The organism is Janthinobacterium pasteuri (assembly GCF_051380775.1).
Lineage (GTDB): Bacteria > Pseudomonadota > Gammaproteobacteria > Burkholderiales > Burkholderiaceae_D > Janthinobacterium.
In genome coordinates this window covers 23886-49969 of record NZ_JBNYXS010000017.1, presented here as the reverse complement: position 1 = coordinate 49969, position 26084 = coordinate 23886, and the positions used below count along the sequence as shown (strand labels likewise).

The window sequence follows — 26084 nt, the reverse complement described above, 5'->3', positions numbered from 1 at the left end:
TTAGCTGCATTATAATTCAAACGCAATAGACTTGCATTTTAAATGCAACCATCCATTTCTCTCTTAGTTGCCACTTTATTGACCACCATATTGGCCCCCATAATCGCCCCCATCCGAAAGATACCCATGACCCAGCGCAAACTCCCCGTCACCGTCCTGTCCGGCTTTCTCGGCGCCGGCAAGACCACCTTGCTCAACCACATACTGCGCAACCGCGAAGGCAAGCGCGTGGCCGTCATCGTCAACGACATGAGTGAAGTCAATATCGACGCCTCGCTCGTCAAGGACAGCGCCGAGGCGGCCGGCGCGGCCCTGTCGCGCACGGAAGAAAAACTCGTGGAAATGTCGAACGGCTGCATCTGCTGCACCCTGCGCGACGATTTGCTGCTGGAAGTGCGGCGCCTGGCCGCGGAAGACCGCTTCGATTATTTGCTGATCGAATCGACGGGCGTGGGCGAGCCGATGCCCGTGGCCGCTACCTTCGACTTCGAGGACGAGCACGGCGACAGCCTGAACGACGTGGCGCGCATCGATTGCATGGTCACCGTCGTCGACTGCGCCAACCTGCTGGCAGATTTCCACAGCGAAGACAGCCTGGAGCAGCGCGGCGAGATCGCGGGCGAGGGCGACGACCGCCAGTTGGCCGAGTTGCTCACGGAACAGATCGAATTTGCCAATGTCATCGTCCTCAACAAGGTTGACATGGTGGAGGCGGCCGAGCGCCGGCGCGTGCTGGCCATCCTCAAGGCCTTGAATCCCGGCGCGCGCATCATCGAAACCAACCAGTCTGTCGTGCCGCTCGATGCCATCCTCGGCACGCATCTGTTTGACCTGGAGCAGGCCGCCGACATGCCGGGCTGGGCCCAGGAGCTGGCTGGCGTCCACACGCCGGAGACGCAAACGTATGGCATCCACAGCTTCGTCTACCGGGCGAAAGAGCCGTTCCACGCGCAGCGCTTGCATGACTATATTTCCCAGCCGATACCGGGCGTGGTGCGCAGCAAGGGCTATTTCTGGCTGGCCAGCCGCCCCGAATGGGTGGCCAGCCTGTCCGGCGCGGGCAAGTTGATGAATATCGAACCGGTGGGCTTGTGGTGGGCGTCTGTGCCCAAGGAGCGCTGGCCTACGGATGCGGCCTCCGTGGCGGACATGAAAGCGGGCTGGAGCGAAACGTATGGCGACCGCTACCAGGAAATTGTCTTCATCGGCCAGGACATGGACCAGGCCGCCATCGAGGCGGACTTGAAGAAATGTCTGCTCAACACCACGGAAACGCGCCAGGGCATGGCCGCCTGGCGCAAGCTGCCCGACCCGTTTCCCCAGTGGCAGCGCATGGAAGAACTGGAAGCCTGACCTTGAAAAGAAAGTACAAGCCATGACAGAACTGATCCCCGTCACCATCATCACGGGTTTTCTCGGCAGCGGGAAAACCACCTTGCTCAAGCGGATCTTGCAGGGCGATCACGGCGTGCGCATCGCCGTGATCGAAAATGAATTCGCTGCCGAAAGCATCGACCATGGCTTGCTGGTGCAAGATAGCGATGAGCAGATCGTGGAAATGAACAATGGCTGCATCTGCTGCAGCGTGCGCGGCGACTTGATCCGCATCCTCGGTGAATTGCAGGCCAAACGCGCGGCGGGAACCATCGCGTTTGATCACGTGATCATCGAAACGACGGGCCTGGCCGCGCCCGGCCCCGTGGCGCAAACCTTCTTTGCGGAGCCGTCAATCAGCGAGTTTTACCTGCTGGACGCCATCTTGACGGTGGTCGATGCGCGCCATGCGCAGCAGCAACTGACCCAGCATAGGGAAGCGCAGGAACAGGTGGGCTTTGCCGACCGCATCCTGCTGTCGAAGACGGACCTGGTCAGCAAGGACGAGCTGGCCGCGCTGCGCCAGCGGCTGATCGCCATCAATGGCCGCGCCAGCCTGCAGAAAGTGCGCTTTGGCAACGTGCCGCTGCGCGACATCCTGAATATCCGTGGTTTCAATTTGAACGCCATCGTCGAGCTGGAGCCGGATTTCCTGGGAGAACTGGGCCACCGCCATGGCGACGGCGTGCAATCGTTCGTGTACCACCAGTCCCAGCCCCTCGATATGTTGCAGGTGGAAAACTTTCTCGATGCCGTGGTGCAGCTATTCGGCACCCAGCTAATGCGCTACAAGGGCATCCTGCACGTCGCCGGCCTGCCATGCCGCGCCGTCTTCCAGGGCGTGCACATGCTGATGGGCTCGGAACTGGGCGCGCCGTGGCGCGACGGCGAGACGCGCGCCAGCAAAATCATCTTCATCGGCCGCGACTTGCCGCAGGAGATGCTGACGCGTGGACTGGACCGCTGCGTGGCAGGTGCGGCCAGCGCCGTCAGCCTGGCGGCCGCATGAGCGTGGACGCGGGCTTGCCCGCCCTGGCGCTGATTTTCCTGCTCGGCATGCGACATGGGTTGGAGCCGGACCATCTGGGCGCCGTGAATGGGGGCGCTGTTTGCGCTGGGTCACGGCAAAAGTCTGCGCACCGGCAAGATTGATAAACAAGCCGAAGCTGGCCATGCCGTCATGCAACTGCATCTCAGCGTGAATGCGAAAAACAATTCCGCACGGCCACTACATGAATCACTGGGATTTATCGCGTATGGCACGCAGCCGCGCTCCATGCGCGTGGGTAACTTGTTTTATGAGGAGCATCACCTGGCCTTGCTGCTCAAGTGATGTCAGAAGGGCCTTACTTGCAGCGGGGGCACAGACCCTTGATCAGGTAATCGACTTCGCCGCCGCTGAAACCTTCCGGCAAGAGCACGGGCGGAGGCAGCTTGACTTCATTGAAGCAGGTGACGTTCGCGCACTTGGTGCACTGGAAGTGCGCGTGCTCGTGCGCCTGGTGGCCGGCGCCCGCGCTGAAGCGCCACACTTGGTCGACGCCCGCGATGCGGTGCACCAGTTCATTTTCCGTCAGCCATTCCAGCACCCGGTACAGGGTGACAGAATCGATATCGCTGTCCTGCGACAGCGCCTGCTGGATTTCATGGTGGGTCAGCGAACGGCTTTGCGCCATTAAAAAGTCGAGCACCTTCACGCGTGTCTTGGTGACGCGGGCGTTGGTACTGCGGATCAGCGATTCGGCTTGCGGTGTAGAAGATGATGTCAACATGATAGGCCTGCTTGCGAGGGATCGGCTGGCGGCGTCATCGCCGTGCCTTTTCCACCCTATGGGCCGTATCTTAGCATGTGTGCCCACAAGCATGAAGCCGCGTCATGGTTTGAACGTCCAATAGCGGCCGGCCACGGTATCGACGGGGTCGAGAAAGCGCTGGTCGGCGCGCGCCTGATTGCGTATCAGATAAAACATGTCGGACAGGGCCGAGCGCTTTTCCGCGAAATACGCGTGCTTCATGAAGCTGGTGTCCACCCCGGTGGCGTCGATGGTTTCCACGCCCGCCACGATCAGCATGGCGCTGCCGCTGTCGCCTGCGCGCGGGTAGCCGTGCACGGCTTTCGAGGCGGCCAGGGCCAGGTCTTGCGACGAGGCATATAAGGTGACGGGGTTGCGCGTGCCGGCCAGTTTCGGCGCGATATCATGCCTGAAGATGGCGGCGTCGATGTCGGGCGCGGACAGGATGAGCTCCGTGATCTTTTGCGCCAGCTGGGGCTGCGCGGCCAGCAAGTCGGCCACGGCCCGCGCCAGCCCGCGGCTACCCATGCTATGGCCCACCAGATACACTTGCGCCGCTTCCGTGCTGGCGAGAAAGTCGGCCAGGAAGGCCGTGATATGGGGCGTGCTCCACTCGATATTGTTTTCATCGATGGTGTAGCCGGCCAGGTCGCCGCGCGACGGCCAGCTGTAGAAGACGGGCGCGCCGTCAAAGCCCAGGTCGTAGGCCATTTGCCCGGTGCGCCGCGCCGCATCCTCGAAACTTACGTTATAGCCGTGCACAAAGACAAAAGCGCTCTTGGCGGCCGAGGCGCGTATTTGCGTCTTTAATGCCGCAAAGAAGTTGTCGCGGTCCTGCACCTCGGCATCGAGCAGCACCACGTGCTTGGCCGGGTCGTCGCGAAATTCCAGGCGCCACAGCGACGGCGATTCCAGCTGGCCCATGCGGTGGTCGCGGGGGATGCTGATGTCGCAGCTGCCGTAGCTGAGCGCGCCATCGCCGCCGCCGTTGCCGCTGTTTACTCCTTTACTGCGTTCGCCGCTGAAACGCCGGGCCGGCGGCTTGCCCACGTCGCGCTGGCGGTCCGTGGCGAAATACACTTTGACCACCGCATAGTTCGACACGACGGCGCTTTTATCGGCCGGCGCGGGCACGGTTTCCACGTCGGGAAGCTGGGGGAACGGCCGCTGCAGCGCATCGAGCAAGCTTTGCGCGGCAAACAGGGTTCCCATGTCATCGGGCACCTTCGCCGTGGACAGGACCGCCGACAGGGCCAGTTGCAGCTGGGTATTGGCAGGCTCGGCTTCCAGTGCGGCGATGGCAGCCAGGATGGTGGTGGCGCTGTCGAACTTGGCGATGGCCTGCATGAGCGTTCGAAAATGGCTGGTAACGGCTTCGGACGCGTGACCGGGTGCGCCACGTCCGATGGCCGCCACGACGGCGGAAGTAATCAAGTCCATGCGCCACCTGCCTTTCCGTTCGATATGGATGAAATATCAAGCCATCGCCATAAAAGCACGCACAAAGCGACTTGTCCAGCACCGTGCGCAGGTGGTGCGCGGCAGATCAATGCTGCTTGTCGTCGCTGAACTGCTGCGCCAGCGATTGCAAGGGCGCCACCGTCAGGCCGCCGCGGCTCACGTGTTCGGGAATGGCCACGCGCACGGGCTTGCTGTGCATGTTGGCCGACGACAGCACGTTTGTCGTGGTCTCCGGCGCCGCATTCCACACGGGATCGACGATGCCTTCGAACACCTGTTTCAATTGTTCGCCCCAGGTGTCGCGGATCATGCGGAAATACTGGTTCTTTTCATCGATGGTGACGAAGCGCGTGACGGACAGGCTGCCCGTCTCGTAGACGAGCAAATCGAGCGGCAGGCCGACGGAGATGTTCGAACGCAGGGTCGAATCCATGGAAATCAGCGCGCACTTGGCCGCTTCGTCCAGGCGCGTCGTCGGGTTGATGACACGGTCGATGATGGGCTTGCCGTATTTCGCTTCGCCGATCTGGAAATACGTGTTTTCATCGTGCGATTCGATGAAATTACCGGCCGAATACACCTGGAACAGCCGGCAGCGCTCGGCGCCTATCTGGCCCCCTAAAATGATGCTGACATTGAAATCGATGCCGCATTCGGCCAGGGCCTTCGCTTCGCGCAGGTGCACGGTGCGCACGGCTTCACCCACGATGCGCGCCGCGTCGTACATGCTGGCCACGTTCCAGACGCTGCGCCCGTCCGCATCCACGTGTTCGGAGACGACCTGGCGGATCGCCTGCGAGATCGACAAATTGCCGGCCGTCATCAGGACCAGCATGCGGTCGCCCGGGTTCTCGAACACGCTCATCTTGCGGAAGGTGCCCACCTGGTCCACGCCGGCGTTGGTGCGGGAGTCGGACAGGAAGACCAGGCCTTCGTTGAGGCGCATGCCTATGCAATAAGTCATCGTCGTAAATCAAGTCAAAAGGGGAGAGCATTCTACACCAGCCGGGCCGTGCCACCTGCTGGCAAGGCCCGGCCAGCCTCATTCTTGCCACTACACGGGCACGATCTGCACATCGACTCTTAACGTTTCCGTGCCGCCACCCTGGCGCACGCCGCGCACGGGCGCCGCCGAATCGTAGTCGCGTCCGATGGCCAGCCGGCAATACGCATCCGTCATCAGCCGCGCATGCGTGACGTCGATGCTGACCCAGCCCGCGAAATCCGCGTCTTCCGTCCAGGCGTCGACCCAGGCGTGGCTGGCCGCGTGGCCCGTCGTGCCCGGATCGATATAGCCGGACACATAACGGGCAGGGATGCCCCAGGCGTGGCAGCAGGCCAGGAACAGATGGGCATGGTCCTGGCACACGCCGCGCCCCAGCGCCAGGGCGTCGCCGGCCGTGGTGGTGACCATGGTGGCGCCGCTTTCATACGCCACCTTGCCAACGATGTGCTCGGCCAGGCGCAGCAAATGCCCAGTGCCTGCCGTGACACTGCGGTCCGGCAGGCTGGCGGCCGCCAACTCCAGGATGGCGGGGTTGGCCTGCGTCAGGGCTGTCGGCATGGTAAACAACAGCGGCGACAAGGTATCGATCAGGTTCAGCCGTCCCTTGTGTGGATAAATGGTTTCCACCACGCCGTGCGCCACCAGGCTCAGCGACTGATGGCTGCAGCTAATCGTCAGCATGTGCGACAGATTGCCGTAGGCATCCGTGTAGGCGTGGCACTGGCCCGGCGTGCTGATTTGCCAGGACAGGGCGCGCTGCTGCGGCTCGATACGCGGCGTCAGGTGCAGCTGCTGGATGGTGTAGGCCAGCGGCGCACTGTAGGCGTAATGGGTTTCGTGGCGGATAGTGAGCTGCATCAGGCCGCCAGGGGAACGAGAAAATCGCGGCTGACCCGGTTGCCTAGGTCATAGATGTTTTCCAGAAACTCCGTCAATGTATGGTGCAAGCCAGCCTTCATGATGTCGTCGATATGGCCGAATTTCAGTTCCGCGTGCAGCTTGCCCGCGAAGCGTTCCGTATCGGCCGACACATCGTTGCGGATATGTTTCAGATTTTCCACCACGTCATCCATGCAGGCCAGCAGGGAGCGCGGCATGTCGCCACGCAGCATCAGCAATTGCGCCACCCTTTCCGGGGTGATCACGTCGCGGTAGACCTTGCGGTAGATTTCAAAGCCGGAAACGGAGCGCAGCAGCGCTGCCCAGTAGTAAAAATCGCGCTGGGTGATGTCTTTCGACGTGTCGCGCGCGCCGTGGAACTTCACGTCGAGGATGCGCGCCGTGTTGTCGGCCCGCTCCAGGAAGGTGCCCAGGCGAATGAAGTGAATCGCCTCGTCCTTGAGCATGGTGCCCAACGTGACCCCGCGCGACAAATGCGAACGGTACTTGACCCACTCGAAGAACTGGCTGGGGTCCGTTTCCAGCAAATTGCTTTTCAGGCGTTTCTGCATGTCGAGCCAGGTGGCGTTCTGGATTTCCCACACTTCGGTCGTCAACGTACCCCGCACGGCGCGGGCGTTTTCGCGCGCGCCCGTCAGGCAGGCGAGGATGGAAGACGGGTTGTTCGGGTCGCGCACCATGAAGTCGAGCACGTCGCGCGTATGAAATTGACCATCGCGGCCATATTTGTGGTCATACGCGCTTTGCAGCTCGGAAATGCCCAGGGTGGCGCGCCAGCCCTGTTCGGCGTCCTGCTCGGACTGGGGCAGCATCGAGGTCTGCATGTTGACGTCCAGCATGCGTGCCGTGTTTTCCGCCCGCTCCGTGTAGCGGGCCATCCAGAACAAATGATCGGCAGTACGGCTCAGCATGTTTTCTCTCCTGCAAAAGCGGATGTGGCTTCGAGTACCCAGGTATCCTTGGTGCCACCCCCTTGCGAGGAATTGACCACCAGCGAGCCTTCGCCCAGTGCCACGCGGGTCAGGCCGCCCGGGACCATGGAAATCGTCTTGCCGGACAGTACGAACGGGCGCAGATCGATATGACGCGGTGCAATGCCGGCGTCCACATACGTGGGGCAGGCGGACAGGGCGAGGGTCGGCTGGGCGATATAGCCGCCCGGATTGGCCAGCAGGCGCTGGCGGAAATCCTCGATCTGCGCGGCGCTCGACGCCGGGCCAACCAGCATGCCATAGCCGCCCGCGCCATGCACTTCCTTGACCACCAGCTTGGATAAATTCGCCAGCACGTAGGACAGGTCGGCCCCTTTGCGGCACTGGTAGGTGGGCACGTTGTTGAGTATCGGCTCTTGCGACAGGTAGAATTTGATCATGTCGGGCACGAAGGGGTAGATCGACTTGTCGTCGGCCACGCCCGTGCCGATGGCGTTCGCCAACGTTACCCGGCCGGCGCGATACACGGACAGCAGGCCCGGCACGCCCAGTGACGAGTCGGAGCGGAAAGCCAGCGGATCGAGGAAATCGTCATCGACGCGGCGATAGATCACGTCCACGCGCTTGGGGCCGCGCGTGGTGCGCATGTAGACGGAGTTATCGTTGACAAACAAATCCTTGCCTTCGACCAGTTCCACGCCCATTTGCTGGGCCAAAAAAGCGTGCTCGAAGTAGGCGGAGTTGTACATGCCCGGCGTCATGACGACCACCGTTGGGTCATCCACGCCCATGGGGGCGACGGAGCGCAAGTTGTCGAGCAGCATGTCCGGGTAATGGTCGACGGGGGCGATGCGGTTGCGGGCGAACAGTTCCGGGAACAGCCGCATCATCATTTTGCGGTCTTCCAGCATGTAGGACACGCCCGAAGGCACCCTTAAATTGTCTTCCAGTACATAAAATTCGCCCTGGCCCGCGCGCACGATATCGACACCGGCGATGTGCGCGTAAATGTCGGCGGCGACGGAAATGCCCTGCATTTCCGGGCGATACTGGGCATTCTTGTAGATTTGCTCGGCAGGAATGATGCCCGCCTTGATGATGTTTTTCTCATGATAGATGTCATGGATGAACATGTTCAAGGCTTGCACGCGTTGCACCAGGCCCGTCTGCATCTGCGCCCATTCGGCGGCGGGAATGATGCGGGGGATGGTATCGAACGGTATCAGGCGCTCCGTGCCGGCATCGTCGCCATACACGGCGAAGGTGATGCCGACCCGGCGGAACGTCAGGTCGGCTTCGGCCCGCTTGCGGGCGATGGTTTCGGGGGATTGCTGTGCCAGCCAGTTGTCAAATTCACGATAGTGTTCGCGTACCTTGCTGTCCGACCCCACTTCATCCGCAGTCATTTCATTGAAAAAATTTGCCATGTTGTGATTTCCCTTGAGCCGTGTCTACGTACAGCTCAGCAGGAAACGTGCCAACAGGGTGGGGGCGAACAGGTGTAAATATGACCACTTTTGTGGCGTTGTGCCGTTCTTCGCACCGATTTGGTGCGCTAGCTGTCACTCTTGGGGATGTCGGCGGGCTGAACGAAGGGACGGCAATCGACGGGCACGTCGAAGATGAAGCTGGTGCCCGTCTCGGGTGCGCTGTCGACGGCGATGCTGCCGCCGTGGCTTTCGGCCACGTTTTGCACGAAAGGCAGGCCGATGCCCCAGCCTGCTGTGGGGCTGTCGTTCTCGCGGCGCAGATAGTCGAAGATGCGTTCGGCCTGCTCTGGCGCAATAGCCTGGCCGCCATTGTGGACGGTGATGATCAGGCGTTCGTGAACGGCTTCCACGTGCACGCTGACGGGGGCGTCGTCGCCGTACTTGATGGCATTGCCGAGCAGGTTTTCCAGCGCGCGTCGCAGCGAGTTCTCGCACCACCAGCCGACGACGGCTTGGCCGCTGACCTGGCATTTGTCCGGCAGCTGCAGGTTGACCTGACTGGCGACCGCGTGCACCAGGGGCAGCACATCGAACTGGCTCAGGGCCAGCGGCAGCCGCTGGCCCTGGTGGTAGCTGAGGCTATTGAGCAACTCCTCGATCATGCTGTCGAGCCGTTTGCTGTGCTCGGCAATCTTGTGCGCCAGCAATACCACCCGTTCCGGGTCCGCTGGCATGCGCAGCAACTGGGCGCTGGTGCTGATGACGGCCAGGGGATTGCGCATGTCGTGCGACAGGCCGGCCGCGATGCGGCGCCGGAAGCCTTCGTGCATGGTGGTAAATTCGCGTATCGATTCGCGGATGCCCATATCGATCGATTCGTTGATCACCTGCCAATCCTTGCCGCGCAGGGTAATGCCGGACTCCTTCGCGACGGCGGCAAAGCAGTCGCGGAAGATCTGGTATTCCTGGATCACTTGTTCCGGTCCGTAATCGGTCATGCGCGCCCGTTCATTGCCATGCACGGCCGGCACGTTACTGTTGCTGGCGGCGTTTTCGCGCGGATGGCCGGGGGGCAGCGCTTCGGTCAGGTTATCGAAAAAGGCGGGCAAGGTATTGGTGAGGATGGGCGTGAGCAACTGGTCCGCGCCGCGCACGTTGGCGCGCACGCGCTGTTCCCAGACGCTGAGGACGGCATCGCGCATGGCAAAGAGGCGCTGCGCGCGCTGCAGTGGATGACGCGCGCCTGCCTGGCGGTCCGCCTGATGATCCGTGGCAATATTCACCTGAACTCCGTGACAGGAATGGCTATGCACATACATATTAGTATGCGCCTAATCAGCCGTCAGGGAAACGCTGTCCCGTATCGGCTTGCCGCAGGGCCGCCTGCAGGCGGGAAAGCGAGGCTGTCCACTCGGCCAGCGAAAAGTTCTGCGGGTCGTCATGACCGTTCGCAAAACCCGTGTCGAGCACGGCGTGGAAGGCGGGGATCAGCCACGTTCCCTTGCGCACGCTGGCGGCGATGTACAGCAGGGCCAGCCGATCGTATTGCGCGGGCGTAAAGCCCGGATCGGGCGCCAGGCCGTCGTTGCCCTTGCCGCCGCCCGGTACGGAGTTGCGCGGCTGCACCAGTTCCACGTGCAAGAACAGGCCCGTCAGCGAAGGCTTGTCCTTTTCCAGCTTGCTGGCGTAGCCGGGCGTGCCAAAGTCGCGCACCGCCAGCGAGCCGCCCAGGCGGTTTACATACACATGGCCTTTCGGACCGCCGCCCAGCGCCGGATTGCGCAAGGTAAAGTCGTTGAAGTCCCAGCCGGCATCGTTGATGTGGGCAGGAATGGATTCCGTCAGGAAATTCGGGTAACTGGTGTCGTGGATGACGAAGTACCGGGCCATGGGCGCCGCCAGCCGGCCCATGGCGCGCGACAGCGGAGCGTCGACGGGGCCGCCCACGTCGGCTTCGGCTATGCCTTGCGCGGCCAGCCAGGCGCGCAGTTGGGCCGGGGCGATGCCCGTGCGCTGGCCGATGTGCTCGGCAAGAAAATCCGGCAGCGGCGCGCTGTCGCCCAGGCGCGCATACAGCTTGACGGGGCGCAATAAACACGTGGCTTGCGCCCGCGCATCGCCCTTGAAACCGCTTTTCCAGGCGGCATACGGGCAGGCGGCTTGCTTTTGGGCCGCAGCCGGCAGGGACATACTGAGCAAGAGCAGCAGGGCAGGGAGTCGTTTCATGCGGGCATTGTCGCCGAAGCGCATGTGCCGGCATAGGGACGCACGCGAAAAAATCGGCGCAAGGATACTTTGCCTGGCGATACTGGGGCCATCGCATGCGCTGGTCTGCCTATGCCCTTGTGCATCCGGGTGCCGGATTCTGGTAGGAAAAGGCGCGCCAGACGGTACCTTGTGGATTTATTAATGCCTATGTTCAAGTTTCGCTAGAATAGGCCTTCGCGCCCCGCGCCCACAGGAAACCGCATGTTATTGCACCGCCATTTACAGTCCGCTTCTACGCGCATACGGAGAGGCTTGAGCTTGAAAGGCGCGGCCGTCGCGCTGATCCTGGCCATGCATGCGCTGGGCCTGTATTTCCTGCTCCTGCCAGCACGGCAACTCAAGCAATACACGGAAGTGGCGTTCATGACCTTGCTGCCGACCCGGCCGCTGCCGCAGACGCCACCGATGGCCTTGCCGCTGCCGGTTCCCACGCCGCGCGCGCGGGCCAGTGCGGCGCCCGCCGTTCCTGACATGCCTGCCGTGACGCCACAAACCATTACCGTACCCGCCGAAGAATTGCCCGAAGCGCCCGCCACCGCGCCGTCTGGCGCAGACTTGCGCACGCGCGCCCGGCTGGCCGCGGGCGCCGCCGACAAGGCCCTGCGCGGCGAGTTGAAGCAAGACCAGCCATGGCTGGCCGTCACCGAGCTCAAAAGCGAAAGCGCCTTCCAGAAGCTGGTCGCTTCCGCCTGGCGCGGCGGCCCCGTCATCCGCGTGGAAGAATTGCTCACGGCCGATGGCCGGCCCGCCACGCGCGTCGTCAGTGCCGGCGGCGCCACGTGCTTCGGGCTGGCCGAGAACCCCGGTTCTGGCGCCGACCCGTTCAGGACGGGCGGCAAGGTGAAACGCGTGCCTTGCCCTGGCTAAAGAGCGCATTCGGCACAGGGTTTTCACGGCGATTGCGCAGCAGTCATCCCCGGCAGGGCGCCAAATATGCTAAGTTGCGTCTGCAATTCAGATCAACACGCCCCCGGATGGACGCCCATGCCCCCCGAACTCCTCATCCTCGCTCCCAGCCCCTCGGCTGCCGTCAATGCGCAGCTGGAACAGCGATACACCTGCCATCACGCCTGGCAAGTGCCGGCGGACGCGCGCCATGCCTGGCTGGCCGAACGCGCGCCAGCCATCCGCGCCGTCGTCACGACGGGCGCGCTGGGCTTGAATGCCAGCGACATGGCCTTGCTGACCGCGCTCGAAATCGTCGCCGTGAATGGCGTGGGCCTCGATGGCGTGGCGCTCGACCTGGCCCGCGAACGCGGCATCGCCGTCACCACCACGCCGAACGTGCTGACCGATGACGTGGCCGACGTGGCGCTGGCCTTGCTGCTGGCCAGCGTGCGGCATATCGTGGCACTCGATCGTTTCGTGCGCGATGGTGGCTGGGAACGCCGCGAGGCCATCGCTCCTGCCTCCAGCCTGCGCGGCAAGACGGCCGGCATCTTCGGTTTCGGCCAGATCGGCCAGGCCATCGCACTGCGCCTGGCCAGCTTCGGCGTCCGGGTGCGCTATTTCCAGCCGCGCGCCATCTCGGGCACCTCCGTGCCGCGCTCGGAATCGCTGCTGGCACTGGCGCAGGAAAGCGATTATCTGATCGTCTGCGCGCCGGGCACGCCGGCCACGCGCAAGATCATCGACCGCAGCGTGCTCGATGCGCTGGGCCAGCAAGGCACTCTGATCAATATCGCCCGTGGCGCGCTCATCGATGAAGACGCCCTGATCGCCGCCTTGCAGGATGGCCACCTGGGCGCGGCCGGCCTCGACGTGTTTGCGGAGGAACCGCGCGTGCCGGCCGCCTTGCGCGCCTTGCCGAACGTGGTGCTGACGCCGCATGTGGGCAGCCTGACCGTGGAAACGCGCCATGCGATGGGGCAACTGGTGGTGGATAATCTGGCCGCGCACTTCGCCGGCTTGCCCTTATTGACGCAGGTAAAGTCATAGACGCCCGAATTGAACGTTTTACTAGCATGAATGAAAGAGTATCTATGGAATTGACAAAATCGCTGTTGCGCACGCGCGGTGGGCAGGACAGTGGCAAGGTGGGCATGATCGAGCTGTTCTTCGACCTGGTGTTCGTGTTTGCCGTGACGCAACTGTCGCACGGCTTGCTGGCGCACCTGAGCGCCATGGGCTGGTTGCAGACGGGCTTGTTGCTGATGGCCGTCTGGTGGGTATGGATTTTCACGTCGTGGATCACCAACTGGCTCGATCCCGAGCGCATTCCCGTGCGCATCGGCTTGTTTGCGCTGATGCTGGGCGGCTTGATCATGTCGGCCTCGATACCGGAAGCGTTCGGCACGCGCGGCCTGGGCTTTGCGCTCGCCTATGTGGCCATGCAGGTGGGCCGGCCCCTGTTTGCCTGGTGGGCCGTGCGCCATGAAGCGTTGGCGCGCCGCCGCAATTTCCAGCGCATCGCCCTGTGGGCCGTGCTGTCCGGCATCTTCTGGATCGCCGGCGGCCTGGCTGAACCGTCCCAGCGCATCTTCTGGTGGGGCGCGGCCCTGCTGATCGACCTGGCCGGTCCATGGATGCAGTTCGGCCTGCCTGTCCTTGGCCGCTCCACGATAGCCGACTGGGATGTCGATGGCAGCCACATGGCCGAACGCTGCGGCCTGTTCGTCATCATCGCCCTCGGTGAATCGCTGCTGGTGACGGGCGCCACCTTCGCTGGGTTGGCGTGGACGCCTGGCAACTGGCTGGGTTTTCTGTCAGCACTGGTCGCCAGCATCGCCATGTGGTGGATCTACTTCGACACGGGCGCCGAAGCGGGCCACCACCGCATCGTCCATTCGAAAGACCCGGGCCGCATCGCGCGCAAGGCTTACACCTATATCCACGTGCTGATCGTGGGCGGCGTGATCGTCAGCGCCGTGGCCGACGAACTGGCGCTCGTGCATCCGGATGAAGCGAGCTTCGCCGGCATCAGCGCCTTGCTGGGCGGCCCGATACTCTATCTGCTGGGTAATGCGCTGTTTAAATGGGTCAGCAACGAGCGTTCCACGCCACCGCTGTCGCATTTGCTGGGCATCTTGATCATCCTGGCGCTGATCCCGATGGCGTATGGCCGCCTGTATTCACCTTTGATCCTGGCGTGCATCACCAGTTGCGTGCTGGTCCTGGTGGCTGTGTGGGAACATATGGCGCTGCGCCGCCCGCCGCCGGATATTGATCCCTGATGCCCGATCCTTGACGCTTGCCTGACCTTAGCCGGGCGGCGCAATGCCGTCCGGATCGCTGCGCGCATCGAGTTGAAGCTGCAGGAACGCCAGGTCCAGCCAGGCGCCGAACTTGGTGCCCACCTGGCGCATCAATCCCACTTCTTCAAAACCCAGTTGCTTGTGCAGGGCGATCGAGCCGGCATTGCCCGCCTCGATGCCCGCCACCATGACGTGCTTGCCCAGGCCGCGCGCGCGCACGATCAGTTCTCCCATCAAGGCCTTGCCGACACCGGTGCCGCGACTATCTGTGCGCACATACACGGAATGCTCGACCGTATGGCGAAAACCCTCGAACGGCCGCCAGTCGCCAAACGAGGCGTAGCCGGCCACATTCTGCTGCGCATCGATGGCCACCAGCACCGGATAGCCGGCCCGCTCGCGGTCGGCCAACCAGGCGGCGCGGTTGGCCGCATCGACGGTGCGTTCATTCCAGATGGCCAGGGTATTGCTGACGGCATCGTTGTAGATGGCCGTGATGGCCTCGATGTCACCCATTCGGGCATCGCGTATGTGCATGTTGATCTCCTTGCTGGTCGTCTACTATAATGGACAAATCATAGAGTGCCGTCCACGCCTTGTCCAATAGAATAAGAATAGAATCCGCCCCATGTCCACTAAACCAGACGAATTGAACCAGCGCATCGGCGCCAGGGTGCGCCTCGAACGGGAAAGCCTGGGCTGGTCGCTGACGCAGCTGGCGGCCCGTTCGGGTGTGTCGCGCGCGATGGTGCACAAGGTGGAGCGCGGCGACTGCAGCCCCACGGCCACCTTGCTGGCGCGGCTGTCGGGCGCCTTCGGCCTGAGCATGTCCGAACTGATCGCCCGCGCGGAAATGCGCGCAGGGCGCTTGCTGCGCCAGGCCGAACAACCCGTGTGGGTCGACCCGCAGAGCGGCTATGTGCGACGCCACGTATCGCCCGCATCCGACATGCCGCTCGACCTCGTGCATATCAGCTTGCCGCCGGGCGCCGTGGTGGCCATGCCGGCCACCGCCTATGTGGCGCGGCGGCAACTGATCTGGTCACTCAGCGGCAGCCTCGTCTTCATCGAAGGCGATACCCGCCACGTGCTGGACGCGGGCGATTGCCTGGAGCTGGGTCCGCCGGCCGATTGCGTGTTCAAGAATGAAACGGCCAGCGCTTGCACCTATGCCGTGGCCGTATTGAAGAACTGGGGCTAAGCCAATGCTACAGCGCGCAACTGGGCAATGAAGGCGCGTACGGCGGGCGCCTGTTCATGGCGGCGGAAGGCCACGGCGATTTCCGAGCTGATTTGCGGCGCTGCCAGTTCGCGGAAGCACACACCGGGCAATTGCACGCTGGCCATCACGGAGTGGGGCACGATGGCGCAGCCCACGCCCAGCGACACTTCCGTCAGCACGGCCACCAGGCTGCCCGGGCGCGACACCACCTGCGGCGCAAAGCCGCCGCGCCGGCTCACTTCCAGGGTCCCCAATTCCTGTTCCGGCACGATGAACGCCTGCTGCGCCAGCGCGGACGGCACCGCCACGTCAATCCGGGCCAGGGCGCTGTCCGCTTGCACTGCCAGCACGAAGCGGTCGCGCAGCAAGACCACGCTGTCTATGCCGTCCGGCAAGTGCAGGGGCGGGCGCACGAAGGCCAGGTCCACGCGTCCCTGGTCCAGCAAGCCGGGCAGGGTATCCATCGCGTATTCGCGCGCACCGATATGGATGCCGGGGTGGCTGGCGCGAAAGCAGGCAAACTGGTCTTGCAGCACGCCGGAATAGGCGGCCGAAGCCACGTAGCCGATTTCCAGCCGTCCCAGTTCGCCCCGTCCCGCCCGTCGGGCCACGTCTTGCGCCTGTGCCAGCTGCGCCAGCGCGCGCGTCGCTTCCAGTACGAACAACTCGCCTGCGGCCGTCAGGGCCACGGCGCGCTTGCTGCGCTGGAACAGGCGCGTACCGAGCAAACTTTCCGTTTCCTGTACCTGCTTGGTCAGCGCGGGCGGAGAAATGCCCAGCTCGGCTGCTGCCCGCGCGAAATGCAGGCTGTGCGCGACGGCCAGCACGCAGCGGAAGTGCCGCAGTTCCATGTGTTTGACAATATTCACCATGAGTGAATTATATGGCGCTTGTCTTATAACAGGAAATAATACAAGCCTGCTTAAAATACAGGCATGAAAAATACCAACTGGACTTTATATACGTGCTCGGGCGTGTGCGCGCTGATCATGCTCGATACCAACGTGGTGGCTGTCTCCCTGCCGTCGATCGCCCGCAGCCTGAACGCCAGCTTTGTCGACGTGGAATGGGTAGTCAGCGCCTATATGCTGGCGTTCGCCTCGTTTTTGCTGCCGGCCGGCAGCATCGCCGACCGCCTGGGACGGCGCAGGGTGATGCTGTTCGGCCTGGCCGTGTTCGCGCTGGCGTCCCTGCTGTGCGGCCTGGCGTGGACGCCGTTCGTGCTCAACGTGGCGCGCGCCATCAAGGGCCTGGGCGCGGCGCTGCTGCTGACGTCCGCGCTGGCCGTCATCGGCCACACCTTTCACGCGGAAAAGGAGCGGGCGCGCGCCTGGTCCGTGTGGGGCGCGGCCATGGGCGTGGCCATGACGGTGGCGCCCCTGCTGGGCGGCCTGATCACGAGCGCCATCAACTGGCGCTGGATTTTCTATTTGAACCTGCCCGTCGTCGCCATCCTGATGCTGCTGGTGAAGCGCCATGTGGAAGAGTCGAAGGATGCATCCAACGTCAGCTTCGACCCGCTGGGGGCGGCGCTGTTCTCCGCCGGCCTGTTCTGCATCATCTGGGGCTTGATCGACGCCAGCGTGGCGGGCTGGTCCAGCCATGCCACCGTGCTGCGTTTTCTGGCGGGCGCCGCGCTGCTGGCCGTCTTCGTGCTGGTAGAGCGGCGCCAGCGCGCGCCGATGGTCGATTTGTCCCTGTTTGGCCGCCGCGTGTTTGTCGGCGCCGTGCTGGGCATGTTCGGCTACGCCATCGCCGCGCAAGTGATGATGACGTTCTTGCCCCTGTATTTGCAGAATGCCTTCGGCTTTTCCGCCGTGCTGGCCGGTTGCGCCATGCTGCCGTTTGCCGTCGCCATGGTGGTGCTGTCCCGGCTGGCGCCGCGCGCCATGCACCATCTGGACGACCGCGGCATCCTGGTGACGGGTTTGCTGATCGTCGCCATCGGCAACGTTGCCACGGCCTTTGCCGCCGCCAGCCTGCAATATGGGCTGGTGGCGGCCGGCATGATCGTCACGGGCGCGGGCGCAGGATTGTTGAACGGCACCACCCAGAAGGCCATCCTCGCCTGCATCCCCCGCGAGCGCACGGGCATGGGCTCCGGCATCAGCACCACCACGCGCTTTGTCGGCATCGTGCTGGCCGTGGGCGCGCTGGGTGCCGTGCTGGCCATGCGCACGGCCGCCTCGTTCGAGAAACTGGCGTGGCTGCACGGCTTGAAGGCCTCGCCTGAAATGATAGGGCGCATCGTTGCCGGCAACGCGGCCGAGGCTTTCGGCCAACTGCCACCCGCCATGCAGGCCGTGGCGCAGGAAGCGGCGCGGCACGCCTTCATCGACGGCTTTGCCAGCGTGCTCTACCTGGCTGGCGGGCTGGCGGCCGTGGTGGCCGCGCTGGTGTTCGTGCTGGCGCGGCCGCTGCAAAAAGTGAGAAAAGTGTAACTGTTCAGCAATATTCAAGTACACGGCCTCTGCATGTAATATGATGCCATCGAGCAATACATGGCAATCATATAACTACCACAGGTAATCGTATGCGCAGAAAACGCATTATCATCACGAGCGTGCTGGTCGCAGTCATCGGCGTGGCCGCACCCCTGAGCCTGGCCTTTTATCTGTCGTCCGTGCGCGCCGAGCAGGGCGAGCAGGAACGGCTGCGCCTGCTGGCCGGCTACGCGCTCGAGCGCGCCCACCGTTCCATCGCCTCGGCCAGCATGGCCCTGCGCAGCGCCGATGCGCTGGACCTGGCGCCGTGTTCGGAAGCGCATATCCAGCAACTGCGCCGCATCACCATCACCACGCGCAGCATCGACGATATCGGCTATGTTGAAAATGGCTTGCTCAAATGCACCTCCACGGGCATCGAGGACGAGCACATCGCCATCACGCCCGCCGACTTCACGATGGACAATGGCATGGGCCTCGATTTCAACCTGCACCCCGTCATCAGCGGCGGCAAGCGCATGGTGGGCCTGTCTTATCGCGCCTATAAAGTACTGATCGATCCCGTGCGCTTTTCCGACGTCATCATCGACAGCGATATCCAGATGGCCGTGGCCATCGGCAAGCGCGGCGTGCTCGACACCTTGCACCATCCGGACCCGGCGCTGGTGCAAGCCTTGCTCGCCGGCCAGCCAGCGGCGTACGGCGCCGCGCACGACGGCAGCATCCATGCGATGCTGTACCGCGATGGCTTGACGGCCGTCATGATCGAGCCGCGCAGCAAGTTGAACGACAGTCTGCGCCGCGAACAGTTGCTGCTCTTGCCGCTGGGCCTGCTGATGGCCGCATTCATCGTCGGCATCGTCGTGTGGCTGTCGCGCCGCCGGCTGTCCCTGACGGGCGAACTGAAGATCGCCATCGAGCGGCGCGAATTCTTTGTCCATTATCAACCCCTCATCGCGCTCGACACGGGCGCGTGCGTGGGCGCCGAGGCGCTGATACGCTGGCGCCGTCCCGACGGCAGCATGATACGGCCCGACCTGTTCATCCCCGTGGCCGAGGAAAGCGAGCTGATCCTGCCCATCACCGACCAGGTGATAGCTTGCGTTATTGCCGACATGCGCGACGCGCTGCTGGCCGACCGCGCACTGCACATCGCCATCAACCTGTGCGCCAGCGATATTGAAACGGGCAGGGTGCTCGACGTGCTCGAACGCGCCCTGGACGGCACGGGCATCGAAGCGCAGCAGATCTGGCTGGAAGCCACGGAGCGGGGTTTCATCAACGTGGAAGCGGCCCGCGCCACCATCGAAAAGGCGAGAGCGCGCGGCCATGCGGTGGCCATCGACGACTTCGGCACCGGTTATTCCAGCCTCTCCAGCCTGCAAAACCTGCCGCTAGATGCCCTTAAAATCGACAAATCCTTCGTCGACACCATCGGTACGGACGCCGCCACCAGCAGCGTCACGCCACACATCATCGCCATGGCCCGCACCTTGAACATGCTGATCGTGGCCGAAGGCATCGAAACGCAGCAACAAGCCGATTATTTGCGCGAACGCAAGGTCGAATTCGGCCAGGGCTGGCTGTTTGCGAAAGCGCTGCCGGCTGCCGAGTTCCTCACCTTTTATCGGGCGCGCCGCGCGCCATCGTCCACATGAAACAGCCACGCTTTCCCTATCCCTTGCAGCCGCTGCGCGTGCCCGGCGGTTGGCACATCACCGTCAATACTCTGTTCGAGGTGGAACCAGGCCCGGACACCATGCAATGGTTCAGCAGCGCGCTGCTGCTGTGGGGCCATTCCCGCGACAGTGCTTACTGCTTCAACTCGCATTTCGAGCCGGAAGACGACCCGGACGGCGAATTCGTGCTTGAAATGGGCAAGGTGGAATATGACCGCCACGGCAAAACCGTCAAAGGCAGCGAGGTGTTCCTCGGGGAATGGCGCTCGCGCAGCAAGGCGGCGTTCGTGGACCGGGTCGAGCAATTCATGCTGGACCCGACAGCTTGAGTTTTACGGTTTGCGCGACAAGACCACATCCTGCCCGCCCTGCTTGAGCACGGCGCTGACTATTTTGCCCGTGGCGTCGCGCGTAAAGACCAGCTCCGCCTCGATGGCGCGAAAGAAAAACTGGTCTTTCGCGCTGGCAAACAGCGGCGCCGAACCGACGCCCGTGCCGGCCGCTTCCAGGCCATGCTTGCCCAATTTGCTTCCGTGTAATCGGCATACGGATTGGCGGGGTTTTTCGGCGCGAAGTTATCGGGCAGGCGCGGCAGCGCAGAATAATGCGTGGCCAGGTCCAGCAAGCTGATCGGCTTGCCGTCGAAGGCAGGCATTGTGTAGCCGGGCAATAATGCCGCCACCGGTTCCGCGAGCGTGACCTTACCCTCGACGACGGCGTCGGCCAGCAACAAGGCCGTCATGGTCTTGGTGACGGAACCGATCTGGTAGACGGTGTCGGCGCCCGGCTTGGCGTTCTTGTCTGCATGCACGCTGCCAAAGCCGTACACGGCGCTGCTCTTGCCATCGATCACGGCGATGACGATGCTGGGGTGCAAGCCCGTGTGCGTGATTTCTTCCGCGCGCTGGCGCACAGTGTCGTCGAGGGTGGGGGCAGCCAGGGCGGTGCTGCCGAGGAACCAAAGGGGAAGGAGGGCAAGGCGTGACGTCATGGGAACCTGTCGAGTGATCAATGGAAAAGGCAAGTTCACGCCAGCGCCTGGATAAGGTGGCTGGGATGAATGCCGAGCTTAGGCCAATTGCATGAAGGTTGCCTGAGTTTTCTGTCATTATTTCTACATTGATAAGTTGCTCGCCGCAGGCGTTTCCAGCAAACGCGCCAGCTGCGCGCGCATGTCGGCGGCCATGCCGAACAGCAATTCGCCACGTCGCCGCGCATCGGCGCGTTTCTTTGATGGCACGTCGGCCAGGTCCGGCGCCCGGTAGGGTGCGCAGGGCAGGTGATAATTGCCGTTGGGCATGCGCAAGGCATGCAATTCCTGCCAGGCCAGGTCGTAATCGGCGGCAATATGGCGCCGCCGGCGCGCATTCAGGGCGATACGGTTGTCATTGCTGATCAAAAACAGGTTATTGCAAGCAAAAAAGTCGCCAAAATCGCGCAAGGCCGCGACTATCAGGTTTTTCGGACGGCAACCGTGCAAGGCCCGCGTCGCCGCCTTCACGGCGTGCGCGCCCGCTTCCGAACGCAAGCCTTGCAGCGCACCCAGCTGCAAGGAGACGCCATCGGCGCGTGGCACAAATAGAAAGCTGGCCAGGTACAGGGGCTGGCCATCGCGCGTCAGGTGCAGGCACAGTTCGCCTTCACGGTAGCTGTCATGGATGGCCGTCAGCTGCAAGCGGTACAGCGCCCCGTCCTTGCCCTCGAACGCGGCCAGCACCACGGGCTGGCGCGCGGCACGTTCGACCAGCGCGCGCCCGCCCGCCTGCCACAGGAAGCGATAATGCCCTTCCAGCAAGGCCAGGCGATCCCTGCAGCCCAGCTGGCGCGAAGCGTAAGGGCGGTAAATCTTGAAGCGCAAGCAAGGATGCAGCTGCGCCAGCGAGCTCATGCCAGGCATGCTGCCCAGGAAGGCTTGCCAGCGCGTGCGCTGGCAAGGAAAGAAGAGGGCGCCCAGCACCGCTTTCAGGCGGTGGCCGCTGGCGGAAGGTGGCGGCACGGCGGGCGGCACTGCGACGCCGTGGCGCAAGGTTAAAGCGATGTCATTCATGGTTTTGCCGGAAAATGGCAGGCGCTGCACAATGAGAGCCTTGCCAGTCTGAATGCTAAGCGGGCAAGGTGAATTTCATATTAAGAAGCTATCCTCATGGGTATTTAGAGGATAGCAACTAAACATTTGCCTTCTGGCAATATGGACAGTTATGCTCGCGGTACCTTGACTCGATGATTGATACCTCATGCACCGCCGCCATTTGCTAGCTATCCCAGCATTGCTTGTCGCCCTGGGTGCCCAGGCACAAGACCGCACGGCCGATCCATTGTCGCCATTGGCACAATGCATCAACCGCAGCGAGTTCACGTTCAAAACGCAGGACCGCCTGCCGGCACGTGCGACCGCGCGCGTCGTCAAGATGGCGGCGGGGGAACGGCAGATATCGACGGCCGATGGCTATCGGCTGATGCTGTTCCGCAAGAGCAGCTTGCCATTCGCGAACCTGAAGATCGAACGCAGCGCCGAAGGCCAGTTTGCCGCCGACCGAGAGACCATCGTGGCGCAGATGCAGGAAATGGCCGCCAAGGGTAAGCCACCATCGCAGCTGCCCCTGGAAACGGACGCGCGCGATGGCGTGGAAGTGCTAGGATTGAATAACGCCAGTATCGCGCACACGCCAGGCATCATCAGTATGTATTCGCTGCTGCACGCCGCCAGCCGCACGGTTGCCACCGCCTACATACTGAACCAGCCTGCCGATCCGCGCGACTTTTCGACGGACGCGCAATACCAGGCACTGCGCCACCAGTTCCTTGCCTCGCTGGTCGCCTGCATGGCCGATACGGCGCAGTGAGGCAGGCGGACAGAGGCAGACCACGATAAGAGATCACCGCCATGAACAAAGCAGAGCCAGGCCACAGTCCGGCAACGGCGCGGCGTTCAAGGCGCTGATACGCGCTGCCGTGGCCGCAATTACGTCACCCAAACCGAAGCGAACGAATACTTGAGACATTATCTGTATATCTGGCACGAGCCGGCCGAGCGCATGCTGGTCGCTTCGGGCATCGAATTCAAGGATTTCTTGCCGGCCCTCGGCAAGGCGGATGGCATCGTCGTGCGCAAGGGCAGCGCCGGGACGGCCAGGAAACCTGCCAGCTACCAGACCTTGACGCATCAGCAACTGCCAGCCTTGGCGCATGACGATCTGTCTGCCTGCGGCAGCCATGCCTGGGCCGATTGGCAAAACGATGGCCAGGGCAAGCCGCCTGCTTCCCTAGAGGCGGACGTGGCCGCGATGCTCGACCACCGTGGCGCACGCACGCCGCTGTTGGCCTTGCGCAGCCGCTTTCTCGCCTTTGCCCATGACGACGGCTGGTATTTGAAACTTTTCTATGCGGCATGGGGCGACGTGGCGGCTTTGCTAGCGGACGCCATTCCGCCAGCGCTGGGCAAGCTTGACATGGATGCACTGCAACGGGGAGGCGACGGCTACTGGCTGCAAGACGGCATGGTCGAGCTTGAACTGGCTAGCCACGATATCGACAGCGTGCTGAACCGCCGCTTGTAGCAGCGGCAGGCCGATACGGGGCCGCCACCTGTACCCGAGAGCGAGAGTGATGCTTCAGCGCTGTGCTTGCCTGCGTCGGCTGCGGCGCGAGGGCCGCCCGGATGGCATCGCCTAGCGCATCGTAGCGGGTGTCGATGCCGCGATGTCCAGGATGACTGTCTAGTCCAACAGTGACCGTGTGGCATTGTCGCTCCCGGCGCCGGAAGATCTCCCACTGTTTTCTGGCCAGGCCCGTCCGGGGGGGGCGTAATATCTCATTCCATATAAACAGGTTCAAGCATCACGTTTCTCCTTGCTATCCGTGAGCAGGGCCAGCCTGGCCGCCATGCCGGCATTGTCGCGCAACAAGCCATCGCGCTCCTGCGCCAGGCTTTCTATTTTTTGCTGCGATGCCTGTGTATTTTCCGCCAGCATGTCAAGCTGGCGGTCTTGCGCGGCCAGCGCCACCTTGGCGTCGTTCAGCGCCAGCAGGGCCGTATCGAGCTTGGCCAGCAAGGCGTCGGCGGACGCAGCCGCCTGCAAGTATTGAAATTCGAACTGGTCGCGCTCGGGTCGCACGGTGGCCAGCGCGTCGCGGTCGGCCGTCGCTACGCTGGATAAGTGCGCGTGTTCCGCTTGCAGCTGCGCCAGGCGCATGTCTTGCTGCACCAGGGTCGCTTGCTGGCCTTGCAGGCGCTGTTGCAACTGCGCGTTATCCTGTTCCAGCCGGCTGACCCGTTGCTGTGTCTGCGCCCTTTCCTCGCTGCGTTGCGCGGCTGCCGCTTCCTGGTAATGATCGAACTGTGATCGCACTTGCGCCAGTTGGCGGTTGAGGGCGGCGATTTCCTCGCTGCGGTCGGCCAGGCGCTGCGTCAGGCCCGCGTTGTCGCTATGCAAGGTGGCCAGCGTGACGGCGCGAAAATGGTGTTCTTCCTTCAGTTGCACCAGCGCGTGCTGGGTGGCGCGCAACTCCTGGGTGAGGGCGGCGCGCGCCTCCGTCAGTGTTAGCCGATCCGTTTCCGTCTTTTTCAGCTTTTCCAGCGTTGCGTCGAGTTCCGCACGGTTTTGCTGCATGCCCGTTTCCAGCTGTTGCGCCACGTCGCGCTGCTGCTTGTCGTACACGCCGCGCATCGCTTCCATCAGTTCAGCCGGCAAGCCTGCCTCCGTTTTCACGGCGGCCGCGCCCTGGAACTCTTCCTTCCAACGTTTTAGCAGGGGCGCGATGGTGCTCTTGCTGCCCGTGCTGCCCAGCGCCTCGCGCACGCTGTCGACGGTGGGATTGCGCCCATCGGCAGCCACGATTTGGGCTGCTTTCATAACATCAGAGTACAGAATGCCGGTGCGGGCCATGAAACCACCTATGAGAGAAATTTAGTAACGTATTACATGATACGTAATATTGGATAATATTACGATATAAATTTTGATGAATATTGAAAAATATAAGATGCGATAAGATCGCTTATCGCGTGTTATGGGGGTGGTTTGCATGCTATCCTGTGATCCTTCCAGTACAAAACCGCGATTTCGCCGCCGCCATGCCCGATTTACCCCTCTCGAAACGCCGTGTTGCCCCTTCGAAAAACGCCGCTATCGCCGTTGCGCAGTTACACGGCGCCCTGATCGATGCCGAGCTGGCCGCGCGCCACCAGGCGTTTCTCGCCGCCGCCACGTCGGACAACACGCGCCGCACCTACCGCTCCGCCATCCGCCACTTCCAGGTGTGGGGCGGGGCGTTGCCTGCGGACGAGTCCACCGTCATCCGCTATCTGATGGCGTATGCGGACAGCCTGAACGCGCGCACCCTGGCCCTGCGCCTGACGGCCCTGTCGCAATGGCATGTGTACCAGGGCTTTGCCGACCCCGCGTCCACACCCACCGTGCGCAAGACCCTGGCCGGCATCGCCCGCCTGCACGGCAAGCCGAAGAAGAAGGCCAAAGCGTTGCCTTTGGAAGATCTGGAAATGATCGTGTCCAAACTGACCGCGCTGGGTAGCGTCAAGGCCCTGCGCGACAGCGCCTTGCTGCAACTGGGATTTTTTGGCGGTTTCCGGCGCAGCGAACTGGTGGGATTGACGCTGGAAGACGTGAGCTGGGAGCCGCAGGGCATGGTGATCACCTTGCCCCGCTCGAAAACGGATCAACTGGGGGAGGGCATCGTCAAGGCGATCCCGTTTGGCGACGGCGTCTGCTGCCCGGCCACGGCCTTGCGCGCCTGGCTGGCCGTGGCGCACATCCGCACAGGTCCGCTCATGCGCCCCGTCAATCAGTGGGGCCATGTGAGCGCGAAAGCGCTGCACGCGAGCAGCATCAACACGATACTGGAGGGCTGTGCCAGGTTGGCGGAGCTCGATTACGTGCCGGAATTATCGAGTCACAGCCTGCGCCGTGGCATGGCCACCAGCGCGCACCGCGCAGGCGCCGATTTCCAGGCCATCAAGCGCCAGGGCGGGTGGCGCCACGACGGCACCGTGCATGGCTATATAGAAGAGGCGGGGCGCTTCGAGGAAAATGCGGCGGGCAGCCTGTTAAAGGCGAAGAAGAAGGCGGTGGGCTGAGGGTGTCCGTTGGTTGACGAATGCGCCACCACCATACTGGCCGTGCCGGCGTCCGCCATTGTCCAGGCTCACGCACGCGTATGCAGGGCTATCTAGCCGCCATTGCGACTAATCGCTTTTGGATGCTTTTGCCCAGCAGCAGCCCTATAAAGCCGATGAAGGTATACAAAATTATGAGGCCGACAAGATGCATGCTAACGAACATCACGTTTGTCGACGGGAGGCCTAGCCCTGCAAGGGCGAGTACGGCGGGTGCTAGCGCTACGAGACAAACAGCAGGCCATACT

General features: G+C 63.0%; 26 protein-coding genes. 13 read left to right on the top strand and 13 right to left on the bottom strand.

The window, feature by feature from the left end:
• The first annotated feature begins 126 nt into the window (after positions 1-126).
• From zigA to ACQ4WN_RS17435, 3 genes are all read left to right on the top strand, one after another.
• A complete protein-coding gene (gene zigA / locus ACQ4WN_RS17445; RefSeq protein WP_436552683.1) occupies positions 127-1353 on the top strand; it encodes a zinc metallochaperone GTPase ZigA in 1227 nt (408 codons plus the stop codon).
• A gap of 22 nt (positions 1354-1375) precedes the next feature.
• Positions 1376-2383, top strand: a complete 1008-nt coding sequence (locus tag ACQ4WN_RS17440) for a CobW family GTP-binding protein (RefSeq protein WP_436552682.1) — start codon at positions 1376-1378, stop codon at positions 2381-2383.
• An 87-nt stretch (positions 2384-2470) separates the two neighbouring features.
• Positions 2471-2707, top strand: a complete 237-nt coding sequence (locus ACQ4WN_RS17435; protein ID WP_436552681.1) for a GNAT family N-acetyltransferase — start codon at positions 2471-2473, stop codon at positions 2705-2707.
• 13 nt (positions 2708-2720) lie between these two features.
• Here ACQ4WN_RS17435 and ACQ4WN_RS17430 read toward each other — a convergent pair whose 3' ends face one another.
• The 8 genes from ACQ4WN_RS17430 to ACQ4WN_RS17395 form a co-directional block, all read right to left on the bottom strand.
• Positions 2721-3146 carry a Fur family transcriptional regulator gene (locus ACQ4WN_RS17430; protein ID WP_436552680.1) on the bottom strand — a complete coding sequence of 142 codons (426 nt, stop codon included), beginning with the start codon at positions 3144-3146 and terminating at the stop codon, positions 2721-2723.
• Positions 3147-3248: 102 nt separating this feature from the next.
• The gene (locus ACQ4WN_RS17425) at positions 3249-4607 is read right to left on the bottom strand and encodes an alpha/beta hydrolase (RefSeq protein ID WP_436552679.1); all 1359 of its coding nucleotides are present in this window, start codon (positions 4605-4607) and stop codon (positions 3249-3251) included.
• 106 nt (positions 4608-4713) lie between these two features.
• On the bottom strand, positions 4714-5592 hold the full coding sequence (locus ACQ4WN_RS17420; protein ID WP_436552678.1) for a proteasome-type protease: 879 nt from the start codon (positions 5590-5592) through the stop codon (positions 4714-4716).
• 90 nt (positions 5593-5682) lie between these two features.
• A complete protein-coding gene (locus ACQ4WN_RS17415; RefSeq protein ID WP_436552677.1) occupies positions 5683-6492 on the bottom strand; it encodes a transglutaminase family protein in 810 nt (269 codons plus the stop codon).
• Complete coding sequence (locus ACQ4WN_RS17410) at positions 6492-7445, bottom strand: alpha-E domain-containing protein (protein ID WP_436552676.1); 954 nt, start codon at positions 7443-7445, stop codon at positions 6492-6494. The genes ACQ4WN_RS17415 and ACQ4WN_RS17410 overlap by 1 nt, the downstream gene beginning before the upstream one ends.
• Positions 7439-8893 carry a circularly permuted type 2 ATP-grasp protein gene (locus ACQ4WN_RS17405; RefSeq protein WP_436552675.1) on the bottom strand — a complete coding sequence of 485 codons (1455 nt, stop codon included), beginning with the start codon at positions 8891-8893 and terminating at the stop codon, positions 7439-7441. The genes ACQ4WN_RS17410 and ACQ4WN_RS17405 overlap by 7 nt, the downstream gene beginning before the upstream one ends.
• Positions 8894-9021: 128 nt before the next feature.
• Positions 9022-10179 carry a sensor histidine kinase gene (locus ACQ4WN_RS17400; protein ID WP_436552674.1) on the bottom strand — a complete coding sequence of 386 codons (1158 nt, stop codon included), beginning with the start codon at positions 10177-10179 and terminating at the stop codon, positions 9022-9024.
• Between the two features lie 52 nt (positions 10180-10231).
• Positions 10232-11122, bottom strand: coding sequence for a hypothetical protein (locus tag ACQ4WN_RS17395; RefSeq protein WP_436552673.1), 891 nt, complete (start codon positions 11120-11122; stop codon positions 10232-10234).
• Between the two features lie 294 nt (positions 11123-11416).
• On the opposite strand from ACQ4WN_RS17395, the gene ACQ4WN_RS17390 reads away from it, so the two are divergent.
• From ACQ4WN_RS17390 to ACQ4WN_RS17380, 3 genes are all read left to right on the top strand, one after another.
• Positions 11417-12031 (top strand): hypothetical protein, encoded by a 615-nt coding sequence (locus ACQ4WN_RS17390; RefSeq protein ID WP_436552672.1) that lies wholly within the window; start codon positions 11417-11419, stop codon positions 12029-12031.
• A gap of 117 nt (positions 12032-12148) precedes the next feature.
• Positions 12149-13102, top strand: a complete 954-nt coding sequence (locus tag ACQ4WN_RS17385) for a 2-hydroxyacid dehydrogenase (RefSeq protein ID WP_436552671.1) — start codon at positions 12149-12151, stop codon at positions 13100-13102.
• A 50-nt stretch (positions 13103-13152) separates the two neighbouring features.
• A complete protein-coding gene (locus ACQ4WN_RS17380; protein WP_436552748.1) occupies positions 13153-14337 on the top strand; it encodes a low temperature requirement protein A in 1185 nt (394 codons plus the stop codon).
• Between the two features lie 27 nt (positions 14338-14364).
• Here ACQ4WN_RS17380 and ACQ4WN_RS17375 read toward each other — a convergent pair whose 3' ends face one another.
• A complete protein-coding gene (locus ACQ4WN_RS17375) occupies positions 14365-14895 on the bottom strand; it encodes a GNAT family N-acetyltransferase (RefSeq protein ID WP_436552670.1) in 531 nt (176 codons plus the stop codon).
• A gap of 91 nt (positions 14896-14986) precedes the next feature.
• Here ACQ4WN_RS17375 and ACQ4WN_RS17370 point away from each other — a divergent pair, with 91 nt between their 5' ends.
• Positions 14987-15559, top strand: coding sequence for a helix-turn-helix domain-containing protein (locus ACQ4WN_RS17370; RefSeq protein ID WP_436552669.1), 573 nt, complete (start codon positions 14987-14989; stop codon positions 15557-15559).
• Here the strand turns inward: ACQ4WN_RS17370 and ACQ4WN_RS17365 are convergent.
• Positions 15556-16452 carry a LysR family transcriptional regulator gene (locus ACQ4WN_RS17365; protein ID WP_436552668.1) on the bottom strand — a complete coding sequence of 299 codons (897 nt, stop codon included), beginning with the start codon at positions 16450-16452 and terminating at the stop codon, positions 15556-15558. The genes ACQ4WN_RS17370 and ACQ4WN_RS17365 overlap by 4 nt on opposite strands.
• A 63-nt stretch (positions 16453-16515) precedes the next feature.
• Between ACQ4WN_RS17365 and ACQ4WN_RS17360 the strand changes: the two genes are divergently transcribed.
• The 3 genes from ACQ4WN_RS17360 to ACQ4WN_RS17350 all read left to right on the top strand — a co-directional run bounded on the left by ACQ4WN_RS17360 (position 16516) and on the right by ACQ4WN_RS17350 (position 20032).
• Positions 16516-18021 carry an MFS transporter gene (locus ACQ4WN_RS17360; protein WP_436552667.1) on the top strand — a complete coding sequence of 502 codons (1506 nt, stop codon included), beginning with the start codon at positions 16516-16518 and terminating at the stop codon, positions 18019-18021.
• Positions 18022-18113: 92 nt separating this feature from the next.
• A complete protein-coding gene (locus ACQ4WN_RS17355; protein WP_436552666.1) occupies positions 18114-19682 on the top strand; it encodes an EAL domain-containing protein in 1569 nt (522 codons plus the stop codon).
• The gene (locus ACQ4WN_RS17350; protein WP_436552665.1) at positions 19679-20032 is read left to right on the top strand and encodes a hypothetical protein; all 354 of its coding nucleotides are present in this window, start codon (positions 19679-19681) and stop codon (positions 20030-20032) included. The genes ACQ4WN_RS17355 and ACQ4WN_RS17350 overlap by 4 nt, the downstream gene beginning before the upstream one ends.
• Positions 20033-20091: 59 nt before the next feature.
• Here the strand turns inward: ACQ4WN_RS17350 and ACQ4WN_RS17345 are convergent, their stop codons facing one another.
• Positions 20092-20694 carry a serine hydrolase gene (locus ACQ4WN_RS17345; protein ID WP_436552664.1) on the bottom strand — a complete coding sequence of 201 codons (603 nt, stop codon included), beginning with the start codon at positions 20692-20694 and terminating at the stop codon, positions 20092-20094.
• Positions 20695-20817: 123 nt separating this feature from the next.
• On the bottom strand, positions 20818-21750 hold the full coding sequence (locus tag ACQ4WN_RS17340; protein ID WP_436552663.1) for a VirK/YbjX family protein: 933 nt from the start codon (positions 21748-21750) through the stop codon (positions 20818-20820).
• Between the two features lie 187 nt (positions 21751-21937).
• Between ACQ4WN_RS17340 and ACQ4WN_RS17335 the strand changes: the two genes are divergently transcribed.
• Together ACQ4WN_RS17335 and ACQ4WN_RS17330 are read left to right on the top strand one after the other, a co-directional pair.
• Positions 21938-22546 carry a hypothetical protein gene (locus tag ACQ4WN_RS17335; protein WP_436552662.1) on the top strand — a complete coding sequence of 203 codons (609 nt, stop codon included), beginning with the start codon at positions 21938-21940 and terminating at the stop codon, positions 22544-22546.
• A gap of 150 nt (positions 22547-22696) precedes the next feature.
• A complete protein-coding gene (locus ACQ4WN_RS17330; RefSeq protein WP_436552661.1) occupies positions 22697-23260 on the top strand; it encodes a hypothetical protein in 564 nt (187 codons plus the stop codon).
• 273 nt (positions 23261-23533) lie between these two features.
• On the opposite strand, the gene ACQ4WN_RS17325 is transcribed toward ACQ4WN_RS17330, so the two are convergent.
• Positions 23534-24556: a DNA-binding protein gene (locus tag ACQ4WN_RS17325; RefSeq protein WP_436552660.1), complete on the bottom strand. Its 1023-nt coding sequence runs from the start codon at positions 24554-24556 to the stop codon at positions 23534-23536.
• A 182-nt stretch (positions 24557-24738) separates the two neighbouring features.
• Here ACQ4WN_RS17325 and ACQ4WN_RS17320 point away from each other — a divergent pair, with 182 nt between their 5' ends.
• A complete protein-coding gene (locus ACQ4WN_RS17320; RefSeq protein ID WP_436552659.1) occupies positions 24739-25797 on the top strand; it encodes a tyrosine-type recombinase/integrase in 1059 nt (352 codons plus the stop codon).
• Positions 25798-26084 lie beyond the last annotated feature (287 nt).